Annotated in this window: 21 protein-coding genes and 2 pseudogenes; 11 read left to right on the top strand and 12 right to left on the bottom strand. The window is 68.7% G+C overall.

Features of this window, described 5'->3' with window-relative positions:
• Window positions 1–439 (bottom strand): annotated as a pseudogene (locus Q8M88_RS09675) (aspartate kinase); the annotation flags it as partial.
• A gap of 125 nt (window positions 440–564) precedes the next feature.
• On the opposite strand from Q8M88_RS09675, the gene ubiG reads away from it, so the two are divergent.
• On the top strand, window positions 565–1,314 hold the full coding sequence (ubiG, locus tag Q8M88_RS09680) for a bifunctional 2-polyprenyl-6-hydroxyphenol methylase/3-demethylubiquinol 3-O-methyltransferase UbiG (RefSeq protein ID WP_305596795.1): 750 nt from the start codon (window positions 565–567) through the stop codon (window positions 1,312–1,314).
• Window positions 1,315–1,361: 47 nt separating this feature from the next.
• Window positions 1,362–2,171 (top strand): FkbM family methyltransferase, encoded by an 810-nt coding sequence (locus Q8M88_RS09685; RefSeq protein ID WP_305596797.1) that lies wholly within the window; start codon window positions 1,362–1,364, stop codon window positions 2,169–2,171.
• Between the two features lie 4 nt (window positions 2,172–2,175).
• Here Q8M88_RS09685 and Q8M88_RS09690 read toward each other — a convergent pair whose 3' ends face one another.
• Window positions 2,176–3,570 carry a CitMHS family transporter gene (locus Q8M88_RS09690; protein ID WP_305596799.1) on the bottom strand — a complete coding sequence of 465 codons (1,395 nt, stop codon included), beginning with the start codon at window positions 3,568–3,570 and terminating at the stop codon, window positions 2,176–2,178.
• A 116-nt stretch (window positions 3,571–3,686) separates the two neighbouring features.
• Here Q8M88_RS09690 and Q8M88_RS09695 point away from each other — a divergent pair, with 116 nt between their 5' ends.
• The 4 genes from Q8M88_RS09695 to Q8M88_RS09710 all read left to right on the top strand — a co-directional run bounded on the left by Q8M88_RS09695 (window position 3,687) and on the right by Q8M88_RS09710 (window position 8,654).
• Window positions 3,687–4,769 (top strand): phosphotransferase, encoded by a 1,083-nt coding sequence (locus Q8M88_RS09695; RefSeq protein WP_305596800.1) that lies wholly within the window; start codon window positions 3,687–3,689, stop codon window positions 4,767–4,769.
• A gap of 86 nt (window positions 4,770–4,855) precedes the next feature.
• Window positions 4,856–6,493, top strand: coding sequence for a long-chain fatty acid--CoA ligase (locus Q8M88_RS09700; RefSeq protein ID WP_305596802.1), 1,638 nt, complete (start codon window positions 4,856–4,858; stop codon window positions 6,491–6,493).
• 71 nt (window positions 6,494–6,564) lie between these two features.
• On the top strand, window positions 6,565–7,494 hold the full coding sequence (locus tag Q8M88_RS09705; protein ID WP_305596804.1) for an alpha/beta fold hydrolase: 930 nt from the start codon (window positions 6,565–6,567) through the stop codon (window positions 7,492–7,494).
• A gap of 74 nt (window positions 7,495–7,568) precedes the next feature.
• The gene (locus tag Q8M88_RS09710) at window positions 7,569–8,654 is read left to right on the top strand and encodes a Zn-dependent alcohol dehydrogenase (RefSeq protein ID WP_305596806.1); all 1,086 of its coding nucleotides are present in this window, start codon (window positions 7,569–7,571) and stop codon (window positions 8,652–8,654) included.
• A gap of 2 nt (window positions 8,655–8,656) precedes the next feature.
• Here Q8M88_RS09710 and Q8M88_RS09715 read toward each other — a convergent pair whose 3' ends face one another.
• The 5 genes from Q8M88_RS09715 to ctrA form a co-directional block, all read right to left on the bottom strand.
• Window positions 8,657–10,285 carry a carboxylesterase/lipase family protein gene (locus Q8M88_RS09715; RefSeq protein WP_305596808.1) on the bottom strand — a complete coding sequence of 543 codons (1,629 nt, stop codon included), beginning with the start codon at window positions 10,283–10,285 and terminating at the stop codon, window positions 8,657–8,659.
• A gap of 77 nt (window positions 10,286–10,362) precedes the next feature.
• Window positions 10,363–11,718, bottom strand: coding sequence for a peptidoglycan DD-metalloendopeptidase family protein (locus Q8M88_RS09720; protein ID WP_305596810.1), 1,356 nt, complete (start codon window positions 11,716–11,718; stop codon window positions 10,363–10,365).
• A 155-nt stretch (window positions 11,719–11,873) separates the two neighbouring features.
• Window positions 11,874–12,227, bottom strand: coding sequence for an arsenate reductase (glutaredoxin) (gene arsC / locus Q8M88_RS09725; protein WP_305596812.1), 354 nt, complete (start codon window positions 12,225–12,227; stop codon window positions 11,874–11,876).
• A gap of 72 nt (window positions 12,228–12,299) precedes the next feature.
• Complete coding sequence (locus Q8M88_RS09730; protein WP_305596814.1) at window positions 12,300–12,929, bottom strand: hypothetical protein; 630 nt, start codon at window positions 12,927–12,929, stop codon at window positions 12,300–12,302.
• Between the two features lie 68 nt (window positions 12,930–12,997).
• The gene (ctrA, locus tag Q8M88_RS09735) at window positions 12,998–13,693 is read right to left on the bottom strand and encodes a response regulator transcription factor CtrA (protein WP_305596816.1); all 696 of its coding nucleotides are present in this window, start codon (window positions 13,691–13,693) and stop codon (window positions 12,998–13,000) included.
• 321 nt (window positions 13,694–14,014) lie between these two features.
• Here ctrA and Q8M88_RS09740 point away from each other — a divergent pair, with 321 nt between their 5' ends.
• The 5 genes from Q8M88_RS09740 to Q8M88_RS09760 all read left to right on the top strand — a co-directional run bounded on the left by Q8M88_RS09740 (window position 14,015) and on the right by Q8M88_RS09760 (window position 18,771).
• Window positions 14,015–15,157 carry an SDR family oxidoreductase gene (locus Q8M88_RS09740; protein ID WP_305596818.1) on the top strand — a complete coding sequence of 381 codons (1,143 nt, stop codon included), beginning with the start codon at window positions 14,015–14,017 and terminating at the stop codon, window positions 15,155–15,157.
• A 91-nt stretch (window positions 15,158–15,248) separates the two neighbouring features.
• A complete protein-coding gene (gene fliI / locus Q8M88_RS09745; protein ID WP_305596820.1) occupies window positions 15,249–16,586 on the top strand; it encodes a flagellar protein export ATPase FliI in 1,338 nt (445 codons plus the stop codon).
• Window positions 16,583–16,996, top strand: coding sequence for a flagellar FliJ family protein (locus Q8M88_RS09750; RefSeq protein WP_305596822.1), 414 nt, complete (start codon window positions 16,583–16,585; stop codon window positions 16,994–16,996). The genes fliI and Q8M88_RS09750 overlap by 4 nt, the downstream gene beginning before the upstream one ends.
• Window positions 16,993–18,096, top strand: coding sequence for an endo-1,4-beta-xylanase (locus tag Q8M88_RS09755; protein ID WP_305596824.1), 1,104 nt, complete (start codon window positions 16,993–16,995; stop codon window positions 18,094–18,096). The genes Q8M88_RS09750 and Q8M88_RS09755 overlap by 4 nt, the downstream gene beginning before the upstream one ends.
• 12 nt (window positions 18,097–18,108) lie before the next feature.
• Window positions 18,109–18,771 (top strand): class I SAM-dependent methyltransferase, encoded by a 663-nt coding sequence (locus Q8M88_RS09760; RefSeq protein ID WP_305596826.1) that lies wholly within the window; start codon window positions 18,109–18,111, stop codon window positions 18,769–18,771.
• Window positions 18,772–18,774: 3 nt separating this feature from the next.
• On the opposite strand, the gene Q8M88_RS09765 is transcribed toward Q8M88_RS09760, so the two are convergent.
• The 5 genes and pseudogenes from Q8M88_RS09765 to Q8M88_RS09785 form a co-directional block, all read right to left on the bottom strand.
• The gene (locus Q8M88_RS09765; protein WP_305596828.1) at window positions 18,775–19,161 is read right to left on the bottom strand and encodes a DUF4282 domain-containing protein; all 387 of its coding nucleotides are present in this window, start codon (window positions 19,159–19,161) and stop codon (window positions 18,775–18,777) included.
• A gap of 123 nt (window positions 19,162–19,284) precedes the next feature.
• Window positions 19,285–21,291 (bottom strand): flagellar biosynthesis protein FlhA, encoded by a 2,007-nt coding sequence (flhA, locus tag Q8M88_RS09770; protein WP_371132664.1) that lies wholly within the window; start codon window positions 21,289–21,291, stop codon window positions 19,285–19,287.
• A 90-nt stretch (window positions 21,292–21,381) separates the two neighbouring features.
• Window positions 21,382–22,755 (bottom strand): sigma-54-dependent Fis family transcriptional regulator, encoded by a 1,374-nt coding sequence (locus Q8M88_RS09775; protein ID WP_305596832.1) that lies wholly within the window; start codon window positions 22,753–22,755, stop codon window positions 21,382–21,384.
• Between the two features lie 28 nt (window positions 22,756–22,783).
• Complete coding sequence (gene fliN / locus Q8M88_RS09780; RefSeq protein WP_305596840.1) at window positions 22,784–23,122, bottom strand: flagellar motor switch protein FliN; 339 nt, start codon at window positions 23,120–23,122, stop codon at window positions 22,784–22,786.
• A 3-nt stretch (window positions 23,123–23,125) separates the two neighbouring features.
• Window positions 23,126–23,416 (bottom strand): annotated as a pseudogene (locus tag Q8M88_RS09785) (flagellar assembly protein FliH); the annotation flags it as partial.

The raw sequence follows: 23,416 nt of genomic DNA on the forward strand, positions 1-23,416 counted from the left end.
CGCGGGTGACGCCCTGGAAGCCCGCGATCACCGCCACCTCGCCGGCGTCGAGCGCCGCGCCCAGCTTCTCGGGCGGGATGTCGTCGATGCGCGCGCGGCCGTGCGCGTCGTCGGCGATGATCGGGATCTGCCAACCCAGCCAGGACTTGGCCTCCAGGCCCATGTTGCGCAGGGTCATGGCCAGGAGGCCCGCAGTCACCTGCTCGCCGGACGCCACCACCGTGTCGTATTCGTCGTCGGAGGGCGCGAGGCCATTGGCCGCCGGCCCCGCGCCGTCGGTCCAGGCCACCAGTTCGTTGGTCTTTCCCGACATCGCCGACACCACCACGGCGACGCGATGGCCGGCCGCGACCTCGGCGGCGACCAGCCGGCCGACGCGCCGGATGCGGTCCAGGTCGGCCACCGAAGTGCCGCCGAATTTCATCACCAGCCGGGACACGCCTTGCACCCACCCCCGTTTTGAGAAGGCGCCTTCTAGCCACAGCCGGCCGCCGGGGCAACCTGGGCCGTCCTGCCGCGCGAGGCGGCTTCGCGCGGCCGGCGATGGACGATAAGAGGAAAGTCATGACTCCAACCGCCTCCAGCATCGATCCCGCCGAGGTCGAACGCTTCTCGCGCATCGCCGCCGAATGGTGGGACCCGCACGGCAAGTTCGCGCCGCTGCATCGCTTCAACCCCGTCAGACTGAGCTTCATCCGGGACCAGGCCTTGTCGCGCTTCACCCGCGACGCCGCGTCCCGCACACCGTTCGAGGGGCTGACCTTGCTCGACATCGGTTGCGGCGGCGGGCTGCTTTCGGAGCCGATGCGCAGGCTGGGCTTCACAGTGACCGGCGTCGACGCCTCGGAGCGCAACATCGCCACCGCCTCGACCCATGCCGCCCAGCAGGGGCTTGAGATCGACTATCGCGCCTCCACCGCCGAGCAACTGCTGGCCGATCGCCAGGGCCCGTTCGACGTGGTGCTGAACATGGAGGTGATCGAGCACGTCGCTGACCCGGGCGCCTACCTGCGCGACTGCGCGGCGCTGGTGGCGCCGGGCGGACTGATGATCGTCGCCACCCTCAACCGCACGCTGAAGGCCTTCGCCCTGGCCAAGGTCGGGGCCGAATACGTGCTGCGCTGGTTGCCGGCGGGCACCCACGACTGGCGCAAGTTCCTCAAGCCCGACGAGATCCGTGGTTTTCTTGCCGGCCAGCCGGTGGGCGTCGAGGGCCCGTTCGGCGTCGCCTACGACCCTTTGAGCGGCCGCTGGACCCGTTCCTCCGACGTCGACGTCAACTACATGATGACGGTGACGCGCGACGCGGCCTAAGAAGGGCGCCGGGTGCGGACGAGCGCGACCGGCGCTGGAGAGTAGAGATGGCTTCGCTTCGCGTGCTTGGGCATGCCTTCCGGGCCTGGCGCCGCAATCTGCGCTGGGCCAAGCACGAACCGGAGACGCCCTACCTGGCCGACCTGCTGTCGGGTTCTCCCGTCTGTCTGCACATCGGCGCCAGCGACGGCCGCCACTCCTATGTGATGACCAAGGTCGCGCCCAAGGCCCGCATCTATGCTTTCGAGCCGTCGGAGTTCACCTTCCAGGTGCTGCAGACCTGCATGGCCTGGCACGGCATCTCCGACCGGGTGACGACGGTCCACGCCGCGGTCTCCGACGCTCCGGGTGAGCTGTTCCTGGTGACGCCCAAGAAGACCTCCGGCCGCATGGGCCGCGCCTACGCCTTCGTCACCGACGAGCCGCCGCCCGCCGACGGCCCGCTGCGCCCGGACCTGCAGGATCGCGGATCTGAAGTGCAGGCGACGCCGGTGGTCACCCTCGACGAATATTGCGAGAGCCACGGCGTCACCCGCGTCGATTTCATCCGCATGGACATCGAGGGCGCGGAGCAGAAGGCGCTGGCCGGCGCCCATGCGTTGCTCGACCGCGATCGCCCCCACGTGCTGATCGAGATCCACCCGCGCATGCTGGAAAGCCGCTTCGGCGGCTCGGCGGAGGCGGTAGTCGAGCTGTTCCGTTCGCGCGGCTATCGGATGTTCGCTTTGAACGGCGACCGGCTGGAGGAGCGCACGACCGTGGTCCCCGACCTGCCGTGGAAGGACTACTTCTTCATCCACCCGTCGCGCGCGCCGCGCCTCCCCGACGGCGTCTTCAAGGCCCGCATGGCGGCCTGAGGGGTTATCCCGCCGCCAACGGGAACGCCCCCGTCGCCAGACAGGCCAGGCCGAATACCGCGCAGGCCCCCAGCGACCACTTAAGCGTGATCCGCGTCAACTCGCCGAACTCGATGCCGGCCAGGCCCACCAGCAGATAGGTGGACGGCACCAGCGGGCTCAGCAGGTGCACCTGCTGGCCGACCAGCGACGCGCGGCCGATCTCCGCCGTCGACAGCCCATAGTGCGAGGCTGTCTCGGCCAGGATCGGCAGCACGCCGAAATAGAACGCGTCGTTGCTGATGAAATAGGTGAACGGTGCGCTGAGCACTGCGGTGATCGGCGCCATGTACGGGCCCAGCGCCGGCGGGATCACCCCGGTGACGGTAGCCGACATCGCATCGACCATCTTCGTGCCCGTCAGGATGCCGGTGAACACGCCGGCGGCGAACACCATGCCGCCGACCGCCAGCGCATTTGCGGCATGGGTGGCGATCCGCTCGCGCTGGTCCTCCAGCCGCGGATAATTCACCGCCATGGCGATGGCGAAGGCCACCATGAACAGGACGGGCAGGGGCGCGATCGCGGTGATCAGCGCCGCCATGACAGCGATGGTGAGCGCCAGGTTGAACCACAGCAGGGGGCGACGGCGCGCCCGCAGGTCGGTGGCCGGATCCTCGGCGATCACCTCTTCGCCGCTGGCGTCCTCGTCGACCGCGTCCTCGGGCAGGGCGGCGAGGCGCCGGCGTTCCTGAAGGCCCATCCGCCAGGCGACGAACAACACCCAGGCGGCGGTCGCGATCATCGCCGGGATCAGCGGGACGAAGGCTTCCGAAGCGTCCAGCTTCAGCGCGCTCATCACGCGCGCGGTGGGTCCGCCCCAGGGCAGGATGTTCATCACCATCCCGGCCATGACGATGACGCACGCCATCTTGCGCACATCCATCTGCATATGGCGGTAGAGCGGGATCATCGCCGCGGTGGTGATCATGTAGGTTGTCGACCCGTCGCCATCGAGCGAGACGATCATCGCCAGGGCCGCGGTCCCCACGAGGATGCGCACCGGGTCGCCGCGGACCAGCGCAGTAATCGCCTTGATCAGCGGGTCGAACAGGCCGGCGTCGATCATCACGCCGAAATAGAGGATCGCGAACACCAGCATGACGCCGGTGGGTGCGAGGTCTTTCACCCCGGCCAGCATCATCGGACCGAGATCGCCGCCGAAGCCCGCCAGCAGACCGAAGGCGACGGGGACGAGGATCAGCGCGATCATCGCCGACAGGCGCTTGGTCATGATCAGCGTCATGAACGTCGCGACCATCGCGAACGCCGCTATCGAAAGCATTCCGCCCCCCAACGCATGGGCGCGGGTCGTCCGCACCGCGCGCCAGACTACACGGTCGCCGACGTCCGCGCGCACCGGCTTCGCCCAGCGGTCAACTCGACAAGGTCCATAAGATAAGTGATGTTATGGATAACTCCGGCGCGGACCGGGATCGCGGCGATCATCCGCCGACAAGCACAGGGACCGGAAACATGGCGCTCACCACTGACATGCGGCTTCCGCTGACCCTGGACGAGGTGACGCCGGAGTGGCTGACTCAGGCGTTGTCCGCGCGCTTTCCGGGTGTTGCGATCAAGGGGCTGGTCCGTGACGCCGAACGCGCCGGCACTTCGACGTCGGCCCGCTTCACCCTGGACTACGAAAGCCGCGGGGAGGCCGGGGACGCGCCGGACGCGGTCTATGTGAAGGGCGGCTTCGACGACGTCATGCGCCGCCGCGTGTGGGCGGCGCTGATCCAGGAGGCGCGCTTCTACGCAGAGCTCGCGGGCGAGCTGCCGATCAACATCCCAGTCGCCTATTTCTCCGGCGTCGACGAGCGCGAGAAGCAGGGCGTCGTCATCCTCGAGGACATGACTGCGCGGGGCGTGCGGTTCGGCCATATCACCGACGATGTGACGCCCGACGTCATCGCCGGCTTCGTCGAAGGCCAGGCGAAGCTGCACGCGCAATATTGGGGCGACAAGCGACTGGAGGCCTATCGCGACTGGGCCGATCCCGCGCGCGCCTTCCAGCGCTACATGTACCGGGAGAAAAACTGGGTCGCGGTGCACGAGCGCTTCTACGGCGATATGATCCGCGACATCCTCCCATCGCGGGAGTTCGCCTTGGCGGCACAGGAACGTGTGTGGGCGATCAACGACGCCAGGACGCCTGTCCTGCTGCACGGCGACTGCCATATCGGCAACCTGTACTTCGAAGCGGACGGCGCGCCAGGCTTCATGGACTGGCAATGCCCCTTCCCCAGCGCGCCCGGACACGATCATGCCGAGCTGTTCCTGTCCGCGCTCAGCGTCGAGGACCGGCGTGCGAGCGAACAGGATCTGATCCGACACTATCGCGCGGTGCTGGTGGCCAGCGGCGGTAAGGACGCGCCCAGCTTCGACGACCTGTTCCTGTCGTATCGCCAGAACATCATGCACATGATGGGCTTCGCAGTGTTCAATCCCTACGACATGCAGACCGAGCAGGTGGTCAACGCCGCCGCCGTCCGCGTGCTGCAGGCCGCCGCCGACCTCGACATGCTGGGCGCCATCGGCAAGGTCGAGGCGGGCTGAGGCCACCGCCTTCCCCTAGGGCGCGCTGGCGCTGGCGCGGACGCGGCGGTAGTTTGCGGAAAAGACGCCACAACCCGGGAGGAACGGTGCACGCTCTGATGATGGACCGGCCGCTGACGCTGCCGTCGATCCTGGAATACGCCGCGCAGTACCACGGCCAACGCGAGATCGTGACCCGCACGCTGGAGGGGCCGATCCACCGCTACGGCTACGCCGATGCGCTCGCCCGCGCCAAACGCATGGCCAATGCGCTGACCGCCATGGGCGTCAAGCCCGGCGATCGCGTGGCGACGCTGGCCTGGAGCACCTACCGGCACTTCGAGCTCTACTACGCGGTGTCAGGCATCGGCGCGATCCTGCACACGATCAACCCGCGACTGTTCCCGGACCAGGTCGCCTGGATCGCCAACCACGCCGAAGATTCGGTGCTGCTCTACGATCCGGGCTTCGAGGACCTGTCCGACCTGCTTGCCGCCAAGGTCCCGTCGCTGAAGACCCGCGTGGTGATGTGCGACGCCGCCAATCGCCCCGCCGGCACGCCGGGCGACGTGCTCAACTATGAAGACTTGATCGACGCCAATTCGCCTGAGTTCATCTGGCCGGAGATCGACGAACGAATGGCCTCGGCGCTCTGCTACACCTCAGGCACCACGGGAAATCCGAAAGGCGTGCTCTACGGGCACCGCTCGACCGTGCTGCACTCGCTGGCCGTGCGCGCGCCGGACATCTACGACGTCGCCCAGCGCGATGTGATCCTGCCCTGCGCCCAGCTCTACCACGCCAACGCCTGGTGCATCCCGTATGTCGGGCCGATGGCGGGGGCGAAGATCGTCTTCCCAGGACGCTTTCTGGACGGACCCAGCGTCTGCGAACTGGCGATCGCCGAGAAGGCGACATTCATCCTGGGCGTGCCGATCATCTTCCAGGGCATGTTGGATCACCTGGACGCCACCGGACAGGAGATCACCACCCTGCGCACCCTGATCATCGGCGGCTCGGCCCCGACCCCGGCGCTGATCCGCAGGGTGGAATCCAAGCTGAACGTCAGCATCCGCCAGGGCTGGGGCATGACCGAGATGAGCCCCAACGGGGTGATGAACACTGCGCTGCACAGCCACGGGGACATGACGCCGGACGACATCATCGCGCGCAAGCAGAAGGCCGGCCGCGCCCAGTGGGGCGTCGACCTGCGCATCGTCGACGATGAGGACAACGAACTGCCCCGCGACGGCGTCACGCCCGGACGCCTACAGGTGAAGGGGCCGTGGGTCGCATCGTCCTACTTCAAGGGCGACGGGCCATCGGCGTTCACCGCCGACGGCTGGTTCGACACTGGGGACGTGGGCGCGTTGGACCCGGAAGGCTACCTGCGGCTCACCGACCGGGCCAAGGACGTCATCAAGTCAGGCGGTGAATGGATCTCGTCTTTGGATCTTGAGAACGCCTGTTCCACGCACCCGGCGGTGGCGCTGTCGGCTGCAATCGGCGTCTATCATCCCAAGTGGGACGAGCGGCCGCTGTTGCTGGTGATGCTGAAGCCCGGCGAGACGGCGACGCCCGATGAGATCAAGGACCACGTGGCCGCCCAGGTCGCCAAGTGGTGGATCCCCGACGAGGTGCGGATCGTCGAAAGTCTGCCGATCGGCCCGACCGGCAAGGTGATGAAGCGTGAACCGCGCGACCAGATCGGCGTCGCGACGCCGCTGAAAGTCACGCAGGGCTGACGCGAACTCCGGCGGCGCTTCGCGCGTTAGACCATCGTAGCGGGCCTCTGGCGTCCGCCGGAGGCCAGACCGTGGGGCGCAGACGTCCGAAGGGGTTGCTGGAGGTGGGCTGGGCCTGCCTGGAGAGCGCTGCGCTGGGCCGCAAGGAACACGCACCCACCACGGCCGATTATCCGGACAGCATCGTGCGTCGAACCAGCTTCGTCGCCGGCGGCGGCTACGGGTGGAAGATCTCCGCGATCACCACGCCGCGAACCACGCCCGCGCCCTGGCGGATCGTGGTGATCACCGGCTCGCCGTCCTGGTCGGAGTACTGGGCGCCGGTCCTGGCCGCATTGCCGCAGGACCGGGAGATGATCGTCGTCGACCGGCCGGGTTTCGCCAATTCCGAGCCGCTGGATCATGTGCCCGACATCCATGTCCAGGCGCGCGCCCTCGCGCCCCTTCTGCAGGCGCGTCCGGGTCAGCGGACCATCCTGGTCGGCCAGTCCTACGGGGCCGCCATCGCCACCCTGATGGCCGCGGCCGAGCCCAATCGAGTGGCGAGCCTGGTGCTGCTCTCGGGTTACTTCGGCGAGGCGGGCCCGACCGCGCGCTGGCTGCTGGACATGGGCGGCCGCGCGCTGAAGCTGATCCCGCGCGACCTGCGTAACGCTGTGCTCGAAGTCACCGGACAGCCCGCGCAACTGGATGCCGTGCGCGCGGCGCTGGGCCGGCTGCGCATCCCGATCCATGTGGTGCATGGCGACCAGGACGATTTCGCGCCGATCGAGATCGCCGAGCGGCTGGTCGCCGAGACTCGCGCGCGGCGTCCCGCGCGGGTCGAGCGTGTGGCCGGCGGCGACCACTTCATCAACGACGGCCCCGTCGATCGCTTCCTCTCGACCCTGGAGGCCTGCATCCCGGCGCGCCCGCAGATGTCCTGGCGTTGGCCCGCGTTGCGCGGTCTGCGCCTGCCCTGGTCGCGCCCGGCTCGGGGCGATGGCCTCGCCCAGGCCTGACGGAGCCCTCTGGCTGGATGCGCGGAACGGCGATAAGCCGGGCGCGCAACAGAATCCCGGGAAGGACACGCTCGATGAAAGCCGCTGTGTTACGCGAAGTGGGCAAGCCGCTGCAGATCGAGGACGTGCAGATCTCCAAGCCTGGCCCGCGCGAAGTGCTGATCCGCACCGCGGCGGCGGGCGTCTGCCACTCCGATCTGCACTACATCGAGGGTTCCTATCCGCTGGCGCTGCCCACGGTCCTGGGTCACGAGAGCGCCGGGGTCGTCGAGGCGGTGGGCTCCGATGTGCGCACGGTGAAGCCGGGCGACCATGTGATCACCTGCCTGTCGGCCTATTGCGGCCACTGCGAGTACTGCCTGACCGGACACCTGAGCCTCTGCGTCTCGCCGGAGATGCAGCGTGGAGAGGACGACGAACCGCGGCTTACCCAGGGCGCTGTGGCGATGCCGCAGTATCTGAACCTGTCGTCGTTCGCCGAGCAGATGCTGATCCACGAGCACGCCTGTGTGTCGATCCGCAAGGACATGCCGCTGGACCGCGCCGCGCTGATCGGTTGTGCGGTGACCACCGGCGTCGGTGCAGTGATCCACACCGCCGGCGTGCGTCCGGGCGAGACCGTGGCGGTGATCGGCTGCGGCGGGATCGGCCTGTCGGCGATCAACGGGGCCGCGATCGCCGGCGCCGGGCGGATCATCGCCATCGACCGGGTGCGCGGTAAGGAGAATTTCGCCCGCGCCTTCGGGGCCACCGACTTCGTCTGCGCCGAGGACGGTGACTTCGGCCGCACGGTGCTGGAAATGACCAAGGGCGGCGTCCACCATGCCTTCGAGGCGATCGGCCTCACCGCGACGGCCGAGCAGGCGTTCCGCATCCTTCGCCGCGGCGGCACGGCGACCATCCTCGGCATGATCCCGGTTGGCCAGAAGATCAGCCTCTCGGGCGCGGCCTTCCTCGGCGAGAAGAAGCTGCAGGGCTCGATGATGGGGTCGAACCGCTTCCCCGTCGACATGCCGCGGCTGGTCGACTTCTACATGGCCGGCAAGCTGAAGCTCGACGACATGATCTCCAACCGCATCCGCCTCGACCAGGTGAACGAGGCGTTCGACGAGATGAAGCGCGGGGAGCTCGCCCGCTCGGTCATCGTCTTCGACAGCTGAGTTCAGGCCATCAGCGCGGCGCGGACCTTGGGGTCCGGGTCGTGCACGATGCGGCTCTCGACATTGAACACCGCGGTCGCGCGCCGCACCGGGTCGTAGCGCGGCCACGGCAGCTTCGGCGTCGAGGGATCGCCGTTGCGGGCGAAGGCGGCCCAGGCGGCGCTCATCTGGTCGGCTAGGATCTGCGGCTCGGGCCCTGGGCCGACGAACACCCGCGCCGTCTCGATGTTGTCGAACGCCAGTGGGATGTCGAGCGTGTGCGGCGTCTTGAACACGCCGTCGGCGATCGGCGTCTCCCAGTCCAGACGGTACATGAACACCGGCGCGGCCTGGGCGGCCTTGCGGTCTGCCTCACGATAGCTGTCGGCGACCATCGCCGTCTCGCTCATCAACGCGGCCAGCAGATAGGTCGGCGAATAGCCCGGCCGCGCCTCGCGCAGCGCCGCCAGCAGGGCTGGCGCACGCGCGCCGGCGATCTGATCAGCGCGCTCGACGAGTTGCGCCTCGGTCAGCGTCCCGAACCACGGCGACGAAGCCAGGAACAGGGTCATCTCGTCCTTGTTAGTGCCGATCACCAGCGGGATGTCGGCAGACTGCGCCGGCGCGTCCGGGTCGAACGGGTTGCGCGGCAGCACCACCCCGTCCAGCACCGGGCCGAACGACAGCGATCCCGGCGTGCGCGCCTGCACCGCATAGCAGGCGGTGATGATCTGGGCGGCGGGTAGGGCGTTCAGGGCGGCGGTGTCTCCCTTGGCCACCCCCAATTCGGTGAGCACCAGGGCGGCGGACTCCGCGGCCTTGTCGGCGGGGATGGCGCGCAGGCCCGCGCCGCTTTGCACCATCGCCTTGTGGAACAGGCCCTTGGCGGCCGGTATGGCCATCAACGCCGAGACCTTGCCGCCGCCGCCTGACTCTCCGAACAGGGTGACGTTGCTTGGATCGCCACCGAACGCCTCGATGTTGGCCCGCACCCATTCCAGCGCAGCGACGATGTCGAGCAGTCCGACGCTGGCGGATTTGGCGTAGGTCTCGCCCATGGCCGAGGCGAGGTTCAGGTACCCGAACGCGTTCAGGCGGTGGTTCAGCGTCACCACCACCACATCGCGTCGGCGCGCCAGGTTGGCGCCGTCATAGGACGGCCAGCTTCCTGAGCCATAGACATGGCCGCCGCCGTGCAGCCAGACCATCACCGGCCGCTTCTTGGCGTCCGGCGCAGGCGTCCAGACGTTGAGGAACAGACAGTCCTCGCGGCCCTCGCGCGTCTCGCGGGCGTGGGGGAATACCGGATACAGCGAGCGGCCCAGCGCAGAACTCGCCTCGCCGGACGGGCGTGCATACATCTGCACCGGCGGCGCACCATAGGCGGCGGCGCTGACCGGCTCTTTCCAGGGAACCGGCGGAGCGGGCGGCATGAAGCGCAGCGCGCCGGTCGGCGGGGCGGCGTAGCGCAGGCCCAGGAAAGCGCTGTAGCCCTCGCCGGCGATCCCGCGCACGGGTCCGGAACCGGTGGCCACAGGCGGAGTGAGCGTCTGGGCGCGTGCGGCGAGGGGCGCGAGAGTGGCCGCTAGCCCGAGGGCCAGCATACGGCGGCGGTCCATTGTGAACAGGCCGTGCTCAAAGCCCTTGGTCATGGAAATCTCCCCCAGTCACGCTTTGCGCCATGGTGGGCGCGTGCGGCCAGGGGCGTCAATGCGCCGAGGAGCGGCTCCTAGCGGCGCAGGCCGATCTTGACGATGTCGGTCTCGGCGGACGCCAGTTGGCGCGCACCGTCCTCTTGGGCGGCCAGCAGGCCGTCGATGCGAGCCTTCTGGTTGCGGAACGCGGCGAGTTCGCCGCCGGCCAGCACGGTGCCCTGGGGCACCTTGGCGCCGATCGGGTTCACCCGGTCGCCGTTGCGCCAGACCTCGTAGTGCAGGTGCGGTCCGGTCGCGAGGCCCGTGGAGCCCACATAGGCGACCACCTGGCCCTGGCGCACGCGCATGCCGGGACGGATGCCCTTGGCGTAGCGCGAGATGTGGCCGTAGCCGGTGTCCCAGCCGCCGGCATGGCGGACGCGTAGCCAGTTGCCGTAACCGCTCCAGCGGCGCGCCTCCAGCACCACGCCGTCGCCGGCCGCGAGGATCGGGGTGCCCGTGCCGGCGCCGAAGTCGACGCCCTGGTGGGCGCGGGTGTAGCCAAGCACCGGATGGCGGCGGGGTCCGAAGGTCGAGGTGATCCGCGCGCCGTCCACCGGCGTGCGCAGCAGGAAGCCGCGGATGTTCTTGCCGTCTTCGTCGAAGTAGTCGACCTGGCCGTCCGCGCGCTCGAAACGATAGAAGCGCACGCCATGCAGTTCGGCGTAGTCCAGCGCGCCCACCTCGACGGTGCGGCCGCTGGCGGTGACCTTGCGGCCGAACACCAGCTTGAAGTCGTCGCCTGGCTTGATGTCGCGGGCGAAGTCCAGCTTGTGGGCGAACAGCTTGACCACCTGGGCGGTGATCGCAGGCGTCGCGCCCAGGCGCTCGGCGCTCTCGTAAACCGAGCCATCGACCTCGCCGGCGGCGACCGTGGTCTCGTCGCTGACCTTCTCCTCCAGTTCCCGCAGGCGCATGGCGCCGTCGAACGTGCGCGACAAGGTGATGGCGCTGGCCGGGCCCGTGCGCAGCGAAAGACCGATCAGGCGGGCCGGCCCGCGCTGGCCGCGCGGCCTGGCGACCGCGGCGTCGAACGCCATGCCGGCCTTGATGTGCACGGTGTCCATGGCCTCGGCCAGGGTCTCGACCGCGGCGCGGGCTTCGTCGGGGGCGACGCCGGCGCGCTGCACGGCGCTTTCCAGGGTCTCGCCGGCCTGGATCTTGACCGGGATCTTCTCGGGGCGGGCGAAGCCAGGCTGGGCCTCGGCGTGGGCGAAGGCGGCGTGCTCAAGGGCGGCGCTCTGCGCCGGATCGGTGGGCGCGCGTTCGGCGACGATGCGTTCGCCAGTGGCCAGCTTCCAGCCGGCGGCAAGCGCCAGGGCGACCGCCGCGCCGGCGAGCAGCTTCGGCGCATAGCGCATGGCCGAGCGCCGGGGATCGAATTCCTGCATGGTGCTTCCGTTCTGAAAACGCCGACCCGTCCCTCTTGCAGGGATCGGGCCGAACCACCTCATCGCCCCCTTGAGGAGGCGCGGACCATGCTGGAGCGGTATGGTTAACGGCAAGTAAGGACCCGGCGGAGAGTCCTTTTGTCACAGGGCAGGTTTCAGAGCAGTTCCAAGGCCTTCTCGGCGGGGCGGCACAGGGCGACGCCCTTGGACGTGGCCACGATCGGACGCTCCACGAGGATCGGTTCGCGGGTCATGGCCTCCAGGATTCTGTCGTCGGACGCCGCCGGATCGGTCAGGCCCAGGGCCTCGGCGTTAGTGCCGCGCGCGCGCAGCACGTCGCGCGGCTTGGCGCCCATGCGCGCCAGCAGGCCTTTGAGCTGATCCAGCGTCCAACCGACCTTCAGGTACTCGACCACGTCGGGCTCGACGCCCTTCTCGCGCAGCAAGGCGAGGGTGTTGCGCGACGTGCCGCAGGACGGGTTGTGGTAGATGACGACGTCGGAGCTCATGGCCTTGTCCCTTGCGCGATCGATGACCCTGCGTTTTGCCACGCACCCTCGGGCCCGGGCAACGTGGAAGCGCTAGAGGGGGCCCGACGCCGCCAGCGACGGCCAGCCGGCGTACCAGCCTGAATGATCGGCGTCGTGGCCGTCTCTGCCGGGCTTGGTGAGGCAGCCCTTCGGCGCGATGAAGCTGTCGATGCGACGCGCAGGATCCTCGCGCCAACCGATGTTGAACGCGGCCAGCTTGGGGAAGAACTGCAGGCTGGAATAGGGCAGGTGGTCGTGGATCCACCAGGCGAGCGCCCGCCAGTCCTCACCAGCGGCGTATCGGTCGGCGAACCAGGGAATGACGATGGAGGCCTTGGCGCCCATCCGCCCGGCCGCGTCGCGACGGTCCCAGATGTGGCCGGCGTGGTTCGCTTCGTTGCTGGCGCAGTTGAAACCGTTGGCGTTGCCAAAGGCGTTCACCGCCGGCGAGCGATAGGCCGAACGGATGGCGACGCGGCCGAACGTGGCGTTCAGCGGCTCCAGCAGGGTCTCGCAGAGCTGGCGACCGGCGGCGATGGCCAGGTCGGGATCCTCGGGGATGTTGCGCAAGCCGTGCAGTGCGGCGATCTCGCTGTAGAGGAAATCGCGCAGATAGAAGTTGGCCGACAGCCGGACCCGTCCCAGGTCTTCCAGGCCGGCGACGCTGGCGGGCGAACGCATGCGTGTTCTCCACAACGAAAACGCCCGCCGAGGGCGGGCGTCGACGTCGGTCGGAGGCCTGAGAAGCCTCAGGCCGCGACTTGGGCTTCCTGCGGGTCGCGCAGGACGTAGCCGCGTCCCCAGACCGTTTCGATGTGGTGCTTGCCGTCGGCCGCGGCCGCCAGCTTCTTGCGCAGCTTGCAGATGAACACGTCGATGATCTTCAGCTCGGGTTCGTCCATGCCGCCGTAGAGGTGGTTGAGGAACATCTCCTTCGTGAGCGTCGTGCCCTTACGAAGCGAGAGCAGCTCCAGCATCTGGTATTCCTTGCCCGTCAGGTGGACGCGCAGGCCGTTCACTTCCACGGTCTTGGCGTCGAGGTTGACGGTGATGTCGCCGGTGCGGATGACCGACTGCGCATGGCCCTTGGAGCGGCGGACCACGGCGTGGATGCGGGCGACCAGTTCATCCTTGTGGAACGGCTTGGTCATGTAGTCGTCGGCGCCGCCGGAGAAGGTCTTCACCTTGGTGTCGATCTCGGCCGAGCCGGACAGGATCATGATCGGCGTATTGACCTTCGCCACACGCAGAGTGCGCAGGACGTCGAGTCCGCTCATGTCTGGGAGATTGAGGTCGAGGAGGATCAGATCGTAGTCGTAGATCTTGCCCAGATCGACGCCTTCTTCACCAAGGTCCGTCGTATAGACGTTGAACCCTTCGGACTTCAGCATCAATTCGATGCTTTGCGCTGTGGCGCTGTCGTCCTCGATTAACAACACGCGCATCGCATCCTCCTAGCACGCCTTAGGCGTGAGCCCTGTCCACTGCTGGGATTCACCCAGACCCTCGCCGTTAACTTGCGCGCGAGTTAATTTATGACTGGTTAATAGTGAAATCCCACTGACCGAATCGTTAATACGATTTCGATTCACCCGGCAAGCGCCGCGGGGGAGGCGTCGAGTCGCACCTGGGATGAATCTTTCGTGATCAGGTTGTAGGAAGCTGAGCCCTGCGGCCTTTCGCAGAACGCTGGCACGGAACGCCGGGAGCCGCCGGACCGTTCTGGCAGCGCCAGGGGCGGCCAAGTCGAAGGGGACTGTTACGCGATGCATGTGAAGCTCAAGCCGCTTTCTCAGCAGGTGATCGTGATCACCGGCGCGAGCTCGGGGATCGGCCTGGCGACAGCCCGCATGGCGGTGAAGGCGGGCGCGGCTGTGGTGCTCACGTCCCGGAACGACGCGGCGTTGCGCCGCATCTGTGACGAGCTCAATGCGGCCGGCGGGCGCACGCACCCCGTGGTGGGCGATGTCGGCGACCCCGAGGACGTGGGCAAGATCGCCCGCGCGGCCATCGCCCGGTTCGGCGGCTTCGACACCTGGGTCAACGACGCCGGCGTCGGGGTCTATGGCGAGCTCGCCGATCTCGACCACGCCGACCACGAGCAGCTGTTCCGCACCAACTACTTCGGCGTCGTCAACGGCTCGATGGAGGCGATCAAGCATCTGCGCACAAAGCGCGGCGGCGGCGCCCTGATCAACGTGGGCTCGGTGCTGTCCGACGTCGCCGCGCCGATGTTGGGAGCCTATTCGGCGTCCAAGCATGCGGTGAAGGGCTTCACCGACGCGCTGCGCATGGAGCTGCGCAACGCCAAGGCGCCGGTCTCGGTGACCCTGATCAAGCCCAGCAGCATCAACTCGCCGTTCGCCGACCACGCCCGCAACAACATGGACAAGCCGGCGCGCGTGCCCCCGCCTGTCTACACCCCGGAAGTGGTCGCCGAGGCGATCCTGTACGCCGCGCAGCACCCGGTGCGCGACATCACGGTTGGCGGCGCTGGGCGTCAGATCTCCTTGGCCGGGGGCGCCGCTCCCGGCGTCGCTGACCGGGTGTTCTCGGCGCTTCTGCCGAACCTCTCCAAGCGCTCAGGCGTGAAGTCCTCAGGCGACAACCTCTATGGCCCAGGCGACGACGGCGAGGTGCGGACCAGCGCCTATCGCGGCCGCGGATTCAGCGTCTACACCCAGAGCCGCCAGCATCCGGCGCTGACCGCGGCGGTGGGCGGGCTGATCGTCGCAGGGGTGGCGGCCTACTTCGCCCGCGGCGTGCTGTCGCGCACCGCCCGCCCGGCGATCGCCCGCGCCGTTCGCCCCTTCGTCCTGCGTGCGGCGCTGCGCAAGCCCATGGGCGCGGCCCGTTTCGCCGTGCGCCATCCGAGGCAAGCCGCGAAGATCGCCAAGGCCCTGCGCTAGGGGCGCCCCCCGTAGGGGGAAAGGCCGCGGAGTCTTCACGCCAAGTTAAGGCGGCCGGGGCGAGTCTGGAGGCTGAATCCGGAGCGCCTCCTTGGACAGTCTCGTCGCCGCGGTCGATCGCCTCGACCCCCTGACCGTTTCCGGCCGCGTGGCCGCGGTGAACGGCCTGCTGATCGAGGCGCGCGGGGGGCTGACCAGGCTCGCCGTCGGGGCCCGCGCCGAGGTCGCCCGCTACGGCGACACGCCGCTCGTGGCCGAGGTGGTCGGGTTCCGTGAGACCCGCGCTCTGTTGATGCCGTTCGGCCCGGTAGAGGGCGTCGCGCCCGGCGCCGAGATCCGCATCGAGCCGCTGGGATCTGCTGTACGCCCGTCGCGCTCGTGGATGGGGCGAGTCATCGACGCCTTTGGCCAGCCGATCGATAGCAAGGGGCCGCTGGCCCAGGGCCTGGCCGCCTATCCCTTGCGCAGCCCGCCGCCACCGGCGCACGCCCGCGGCCGCGTGGGCGAGCGGCTGGACCTTGGCGTGCGCGCGATGAACGTCTTCACCACCTGCTGCCGCGGTCAGCGGCTGGGCGTGTTCGCCGGCTCCGGCGTCGGCAAGTCGGTGCTGCTGTCGATGCTGGCCAAGAACGCCCAGTGCGACGTGGTGGTGGTCGGTCTGATCGGCGAACGGGGCCGTGAGGTCCGCGAGTTCATCGAGGAGACCCTGGGCGAAGAAGGACTGAAGCGCGCCGTCGTCGTGGTCGCCACCTCAGACGAGCCGGCGCTGAAGCGCCGCCAGGCCGCCTACATGACCCTGGCCGTTGCCGAATACATGCGCGACCAGGGCCTCGAGGTGCTGTGCCTGATGGACAGCGTCACCCGCTTCGCCATGGCCCAGCGCGAGATCGGCCTGGCCGCGGGCGAGCCGCCGACCACCAAGGGCTACACGCCGACCGTGTTCACCGAACTGCCGAAGCTGCTGGAACGCGCGGGGCCGGGTCCCATTCGCCCCGATGGCACCACCGCCGGTCCGATCACCGGGCTGTTCACCGTGCTGGTGGACGGCGATGACCACAATGAGCCGATCGCCGACGCCGTGCGCGGCATCCTCGACGGCCACATCGTCATGGAACGCGCCATCGCCGAACGCGGGCGCTTCCCGGCGATCAACGTACTGAAGTCGATCAGCCGGACCATGCCCGGCTGCCAACTCCCTGGGGAGCGCACGATCGTCTCCGAGGCGCGGCGCAGCCTGTCGGCTTACGCCAACATGGAAGAGCTGATCCGCATCGGCGCCTACCGCGCCGGGTCCGATCCGGAAATCGACCGCGCAATCCGCCTGACTCCACAGCTCGAAGCCTTCATGGGCCAGGACAAGGACGAGTCGACCAGCATCGAGGCGGCGTTCGAACGGCTGTCGCAGATCCTTGAGGATGAAACCGCATGAGCTGGGCTCAATCGCTGATCAGGCTGTCGACCTACGAGGTCGAGGTGCTGCAGAAGCGCCTGTCCGAGATCGCCGACGCCCGCGCCGCCGTCGAGGTGAAGCGCGCCCTGCTGGACGCCGAGGGCGAGGCCGAGGCGCTGAACGCCCGCGACGACGCCGAGGCCGGCTGGTGTCACATCGCTTTCATGGACGCGTTGCGCGTCCGCAAGGCCCAGGCCGACGCTCACATCGCGCTTTTGAAGCAGGAGGAGGAAGGCGCCCGCGATGCGTTGAACCAGGCGTTTGAAACCCAGAAGAAATACGAACATGTGGCGGAGAACATCCAGCTCACCGAGCGCAAGGAAGTCGCCAAGCGCGAGATCGCCATGCTCGACGACCTGGGCCTGCGTCGCGTGGCCAACTCACGATGAGCGGACTGTCGCGGGGCTTGAGCCGCAGGCTGGTGCTGGGCTCGGCCGTGGCGCTGGCCGCCTGTGAGGGCAGGGCGAAGTCTCAGCCGGCGCTGGCTCCGCCGCTGCTCAAGTCACTGAAGGATTCCGCGACGTTTCCGGTGGGAACCTGCGTCCAAGTCTCCCACCTCGACCAGCCGCTGTGGGTGCAGCTCGCGCGCGCCCAATGCTCCCAGCTCACGCCGGAGTGGGAGATGAAGATGGAATACATCCTCCAGCCGGACGGGACCTATCGGTTCGACCGGCCGGACCGGATCGCCGCCTTCGCCAAGGCCAACGGCCAGCGGCTCTATTGCACGACCCTGGTCTGGTACGCCCAGAAGCCCGACGCCTTCGTCAAACTCGACGAGAGCCGGGTGAATTTCGCCTCGGCGTTCGACAACTACATCACCACCGTCGTCGGTCGATACCGCGGCCAGGCCGTGGGCTGGGACGTGGTCAATGAGGCGGTGGCCGAGGACGGCGAGGGTTGGCGTCAGAGCCTGTGGGCCGACAAGCTGGGCGACTTCGACCACATGCGCCGCGCCTTCGATCTGGCCAAGGCGGCCGACCCGCACGCTGTGCTGTTCATCAACGACTACAACCTGGAAAGCCTGCCGAAGAAGTTCGACACCTTCCAGCGGCTGGTGGAACGCCTGCTGAAGGCCGGCGCGCCGGTGGGCGGGCTGGGCTGCCAGAGCCATCTGGCCGCCGACCTGCCCGGCGGCGCCATGACCCGCACGCTGCAGGCGCTGGCCCGCTTCGGCCTGCCGATCCACGTGTCGGAGCTGGACGTGTCGCTGAGCCGCGTGGAGCGGCGCTTCGCGCCCCGCGCCGAGTTGGAGCGCGGGCAGGCTGCGCTCTACACCGAAACCGCCGAGGCGTTCGCAGGCCTGCCCGAAGCCCAGCGCTTCGCGCTGACCCTATGGGGCCTGCGCGACAAGGATTCCTGGCTGCGCGGCGAGAACGCCGCCGATGCGCCCGCGCCGTTCAACGATGACGGCTGGCCGAAGGACGCCGCGCACGCACTGTCCGACGGTCTTTCCGCCGGCCTTTACGGAAACGCAAAGCCGCGCCGCTAAACCTCGTCGCGCATGAAGCTGATCTACAGCCTCCAGGATCCGGACAACCCCAACTCCCTCGCCCAGCAGATGCGGCGGGCGCGAGCCAAGCGCGTCGTGGAGCTCATCGTCGCGGCAGGTCCGGGCGCGCGCATCCTCGATCTCGGCGGCGAGCCGGACTACTGGCGGCTGTTCGACCGCAAGTTCCTGGAAGACGCCATGGTGAAGATCACCCTGGTCAATCCGCAGGCCTTCACCGTCGACGATCCGCTGTTCGAGGCGCTGCAGGGCGACGCCTGCGCCATGGACTATCCGGACAACGCCTTCGACCTCGTCCATTCGAATTCGGTGATCGAGCACGTCGGCGACTGGCCGCGCATGGAGGCGTTCGCCCGCGAGGCGCGCCGGTTGGCGCCGCGCTACTACGTGCAGACGCCGTACTTCTGGTTCCCGGTGGAGCCGCATTTCTCCAGCCTGTGCTTCCACTGGCGTTCGGAGCAGGGCCGGGCGCGCTCGCTGCTGCGCCGCCGGCACGGGTTCGCCGAGCGGTCGCCGGATATGGGCCAGGCGATGCGCGACGTGCAGCACGCGCGGCTGCTCGACAAGACGCAGTTCAGGTTTCTGTTTCCCGACGCCCGCCACGTGGACGAGCGGTTCGCCGGCCTCACCAAATCGCTGATCGCGATCCGCGGCTGAGCCTCAGGCTTCGGGCCGCGGCGCGGCGGGACGCAATGTCGGCCTCGCAGCGGCTTCCTCGCTGAGACGCATGGCGTGCAGGTCCTCGCTGATGCGGAAGATGGCGACGTAGAATTCGCAGGCCGCGCGCCAGATCAGCGCCAGCGCGCCCATCACCAGCAGGCCGCCGATCAGCACCGGAATGGCCAGCAACACGCCCAGGATGCTGGCTTCGCGCAGGGCCACGCCCACCGCCGCGCCGACCGTGCCGAATGCGCCCAGCACGATGATGCCCAGGCCCGCCCAGTAGATCAGGTGGACCAGGGTGCCGGTCACCAGACGCTCGAACGTCAGGAAATCCCAGATAACCGCGTGTCCGAGCGCCTTGGGGATTCGTTGTGGTCGCCGCATACGCCTGTCCAACGCTCCGGCCGCCATGGCCCCTTGCGGCAAACCGCTATCAGCGCGTGGGATTCATCGCAACGCTGCAAACGTGGCCGCGACACAGCGTCCGACCCGCCGCCCGCGAAGGCGTCAGATCGTGCCGACGGTCTTCAGCCGGGCGCGCGGGTGCACCTCGTTCTGGCTCATCACCGGCGTCTGACCGCGGAACCGCTCGATGATCGAGCGCACGTAGGGGCGGATCACCGGGCTGGTCAGCAGCACCGGCGAGTCTCCGGCCAGCGCCGCACGCTCAAAGGTGTCGCGCACCGAGCGGATGAAGTCCTGCAGCCGCGAGGGGGCCAAAGCCAACTGGCGCTCGTCGCCCTGACCGACCAGCGACTCGGCGAAGGCGTTCTCCCATTCCGCCGACATGGTGACGATCGGCAGCGCGCCGTCGTCGCCGCGGTAGGCGAAGGACAGTTGCCGGGCCAGGCGTGAGCGCACCTGTTCGACCAGCAGCAGGATCGAGGCGGTGTGCGGTGCGGCTTCGCCGACGCCTTCCAGGATCGCGGCCAGGTCGCGGATCGAGACGCGCTCGCGCAGCAGCGCCTGCAGCACCCGCTGCAGGGTGGTCGGCGTCACGGTCGCCGGGATCAGGTCGTCGACCAGCTTCTTCTGCTCGGCCGGCAGGTCGCGCAGCAGCTTCTGGACCTCGGTGTAGGACAGCAGGTCGGCCATGTTGTCCTTGAGGATCTCGGTCAGGTGCGTGGTCAGCACTGTGGCCGGATCGACGATGGTGTAGCCGCGGAACGTCGCTTCTTCGCGCAGGCCGTCGTCGACCCAGGTGGCCGGCAGGCCGAAGGCCGGCTCGCGCACATGCTGGCCGGGCAGGTCCACCTGGCCGCCGCGCGGATCCATGGCCATCAGCGAGCCCAGGCGCACTTCGCCGGAGCCGGCCTCGAGCTCCTTGATGCGGATGCAATAGCCCTCGGTGGGCAGGCGCATGTTGTCGAGGATGCGCACCGCCGGCATCACGAACCCGAAGTCGGCCGCCAGCGTGCGGCGCAGCGCCTTGATCTGATCGGTGAGCCGGCGGCCTTCCAGGTCGTTGATCAGCGGCAACAGGCCATAGCCCAACTCGATTTTGATCTCGTCGATCGCCAGCGTCTGGGAGATCGGCTCGTCCTGCTCGGCGGGCGGGGGCGGCGCGATCTCCACGGGGGCGGGCTTCAGCGCGTCTTGCGACCGGCGCCACGCCAGCGCGCCCGCGCCGATCGACAGGGCGGCGAACGGCAGGATCGGCATGCCGGGGATCAGCGCGATCACGCCCGAGGCCGCGGCGACCATCCCCAGCGCGATCGGGTTCATGGCCAGCTGCATGACCAGGGCCTTGTCGGCCGAACCCTCGACGCCGGCCTTCGACACCAGGAAGCCCGCGGCGATGGAGATCACCAAAGCCGGCACCTGGCTGACCAGGCCGTCGCCGATGGTCATGATCGTGTAGGTGGCGGCCGCCTGGCCCAGCGGGATCTTGTGCTGCAGCACCCCGATCAGGATGCCGCCGACGATGTTCACGCCGACGATGATCAGGCCGGCGACGGCGTCGCCGCGCACGAACTTCGAAGCGCCGTCCATGGCCCCGAAGAAGGTCGATTCCTGCTCCAGCTCCTTGCGGCGCGTCTTGGCCTCGGTCTCGTCGATCAGGCCCGACGACAGGTCGGCGTCGATGGCCATCTGCTTGCCCGGCATGGCGTCGAGGGTGAAGCGGGCGGCGACTTCGGCGATCCGTCCCGAGCCCTTCGTGACCACCACGAAGTTCACGATCACCAGGATGATGAACACGATCAGGCCGATGACGAAGTTGCCGCCCATCATCAGCTTGCCGAAGGCTTCGATGATCTTGCCGGCGCCGTGGGTGCCCTCGTGCCCATGACCGAGGATCAGTCGCGTCGAGGCGAGATTCAGGCCCAGGCGGAACAGGGTGGCGACCAGCAGCACGGTCGGAAAGGCGGTGAATTCCAACGGCCGCTTGATCAGCAGCGAGGTCATCAGGATCAGCACGGCGCTGGTCAGCGACAGGGCCAGCAGCGTGTCCAGCAGGAACGCCGGGATCGGGACGATCAGCAGGACGACGATGCCGACGACGCCGATCGCCATCGCCACGTCGCCGCGCGCGACCCAGCCCCACACCTCGCGCGCACTGGGCGCGCCGCGGGGGCCTGAGATCCTGGCGTCGGTCATTCCGCGTTAGGCCGCGTGGGCGCCGGCTGCGCCTTGCGGGGCGGGGACGGCGACGCCGGCGTCGCCGTACTCGCGCAGCTTGTTACGCAGGGTGCGGATCGAGATACCCAGCAGGTTGGCCGCGTGCGTGCGGTTGCCCAGGCAGTGCTGCAGGGTGTCGATGATCAGCTGCTGCTCCATGGCGGCCACCGTCTGGCCGACGAAGGCGCGGCTGGCGGTCTCGGCGGCGAAGGAGGCGGCCTGTGCGGCGCGCGAACCGGCGTCGGGCGCGCTCAACGGCTGACCGTCGGGCAGGCGAACGGCGGCGTCCTCGATCTCCGGACCCGGCGACAGCAGCACTGCGCGGTGCATGGCGTTCTCAAGCTCGCGCACGTTGCCCGGCCAGCGGTGTCCGGCCAGCCGGCGACGGGCCTCGGCGGAGAGCGTCTTGTTCTCCACCCCGTTGGCGGCGGCGTACTTGCGCGCGAAGTGCTCGGCCAGCGCCAGCACGTCGCCCGGGCGTTCGCGCAACGGCGGCAGGCGCAGGTTGACGACGTTCAGGCGGTACAGCAGGTCCTCGCGGAACGCGCCGTCCTTCACCGCCTGGGCGAGGTCGCGGTTCGAGGTGGCGAGCACGCGGATGTCGATCTTGACCGGTTTGGTCCCGCCGACGCGGTCGATCTCGCGTTCCTGCAGGGCGCGCAGCAGCTTGGCCTGCAGGCGCACGTCCATCTCGGAGATTTCATCCAGCAGCAGGGTGCCGCCGCTGGCTTCCTCGAACTTGCCGATGCGCCGGGCGACCGCGCCGGTGAAGGCGCCCTTCTCGTGGCCGAACAGCTCGCTTTCCAGCAGGTTGTCGGGGATCGCCGCGCAGTTGACGGTGATGTAGGGGCGCTGCGAACGGCGCGATTTCTGGTGGACGTAGCGGGCGATGACCTCCTTGCCGACGCCGCTCTCGCCGGTGATCAGGATCGAGGCGTCGGAGGCCGCGACTTGGTCGGCGACGGCGATCACCGCGCGCATGGAATCGTCGTGCACCACCATCGGGCGGTTGTCGTCGGAGACGGCGGCCAGCACCGCGGCGATCAGCTCGGCGTCCGGCGGAAGCGGGATGAACTCCTTGGCCCCGGCGCGGATCGCATCCGCCGCGCGCTGGGAATCGGCGCCGACCCCGCAGGCGACCACCGGCACGGTGATGCGCTCGGCCTCGTTGGCCGCGATCAGGGCCCCGATGTCGAGCTCGTAGTCGACCATCAGCAGGTCCGCGCCCTGTCCGGCGCGCAACGCATGGGTTGCCGCCGCGATGGTCTCCACGTGGCTTACCTTGGCGCCCGCGGCCATCGCCATCTTCACGGCGGTGGACAGTTGCCCGTTCAGTTTTCCGACGACCAGAAGCCTCATCGATTATCTCCCAGAACACGCGCCGCCGTCAGGCCGCGGTGTCTCCGTCCTTGATGATTTCAGTCATGGTCACGCCCAACCGCTCGTCGACGATGACGACCTCGCCGCGCGCCACGAGGCGGTTGTTCACATAGATGTCGATCGCCTCGCCGACCTTGCGGTCCAACTCCAGCACGCTGCCCTGAGCGAGCTGCAGAAGCTGGGCGACCGACATGGTGGCGCGGCCGAGCACGGCCGAGATGTTGACCGGGACCTCGAAGACCGGGGCCAGGTCCGAGGCGTTCTTCTCCTCGAGGTCGATGGACGTTTCCGGCGCAGGGCCGTCGTCGGGAGCGAATTCGTCGAGCTTCAGTTCAGTGTCGGACATGGCTCAACTCTCGTGACCGGGGATGAGGGGTTCGGCATGAAGGCCCTCGGCGGCGAGCGCCGCGTCGAGGGCTGCGGCGACGCGTTCGGCGGCGGCCTGCGGATCGAAGCTCGCCGATCCGTCGCCGAAATCGAGGGTGAAGGCGCAGGACGGCAGGCCAGCGCCGGGCCGCACCACCAGCGCGCCCGGATAGCCGATCGCCTGCGCGGTCTCGGCAAGCGCGCGCTCCAGGCCATCGACCAGCTCCGGCGACACGGTCGCCACCAGCCTGGGGGCCGCCTCGATCTCGCGCGC

Origin of the sequence: Phenylobacterium sp. (genome assembly GCF_030693805.1) — a bacterium.
Classification (GTDB): domain Bacteria; phylum Pseudomonadota; class Alphaproteobacteria; order Caulobacterales; family Caulobacteraceae; genus Phenylobacterium.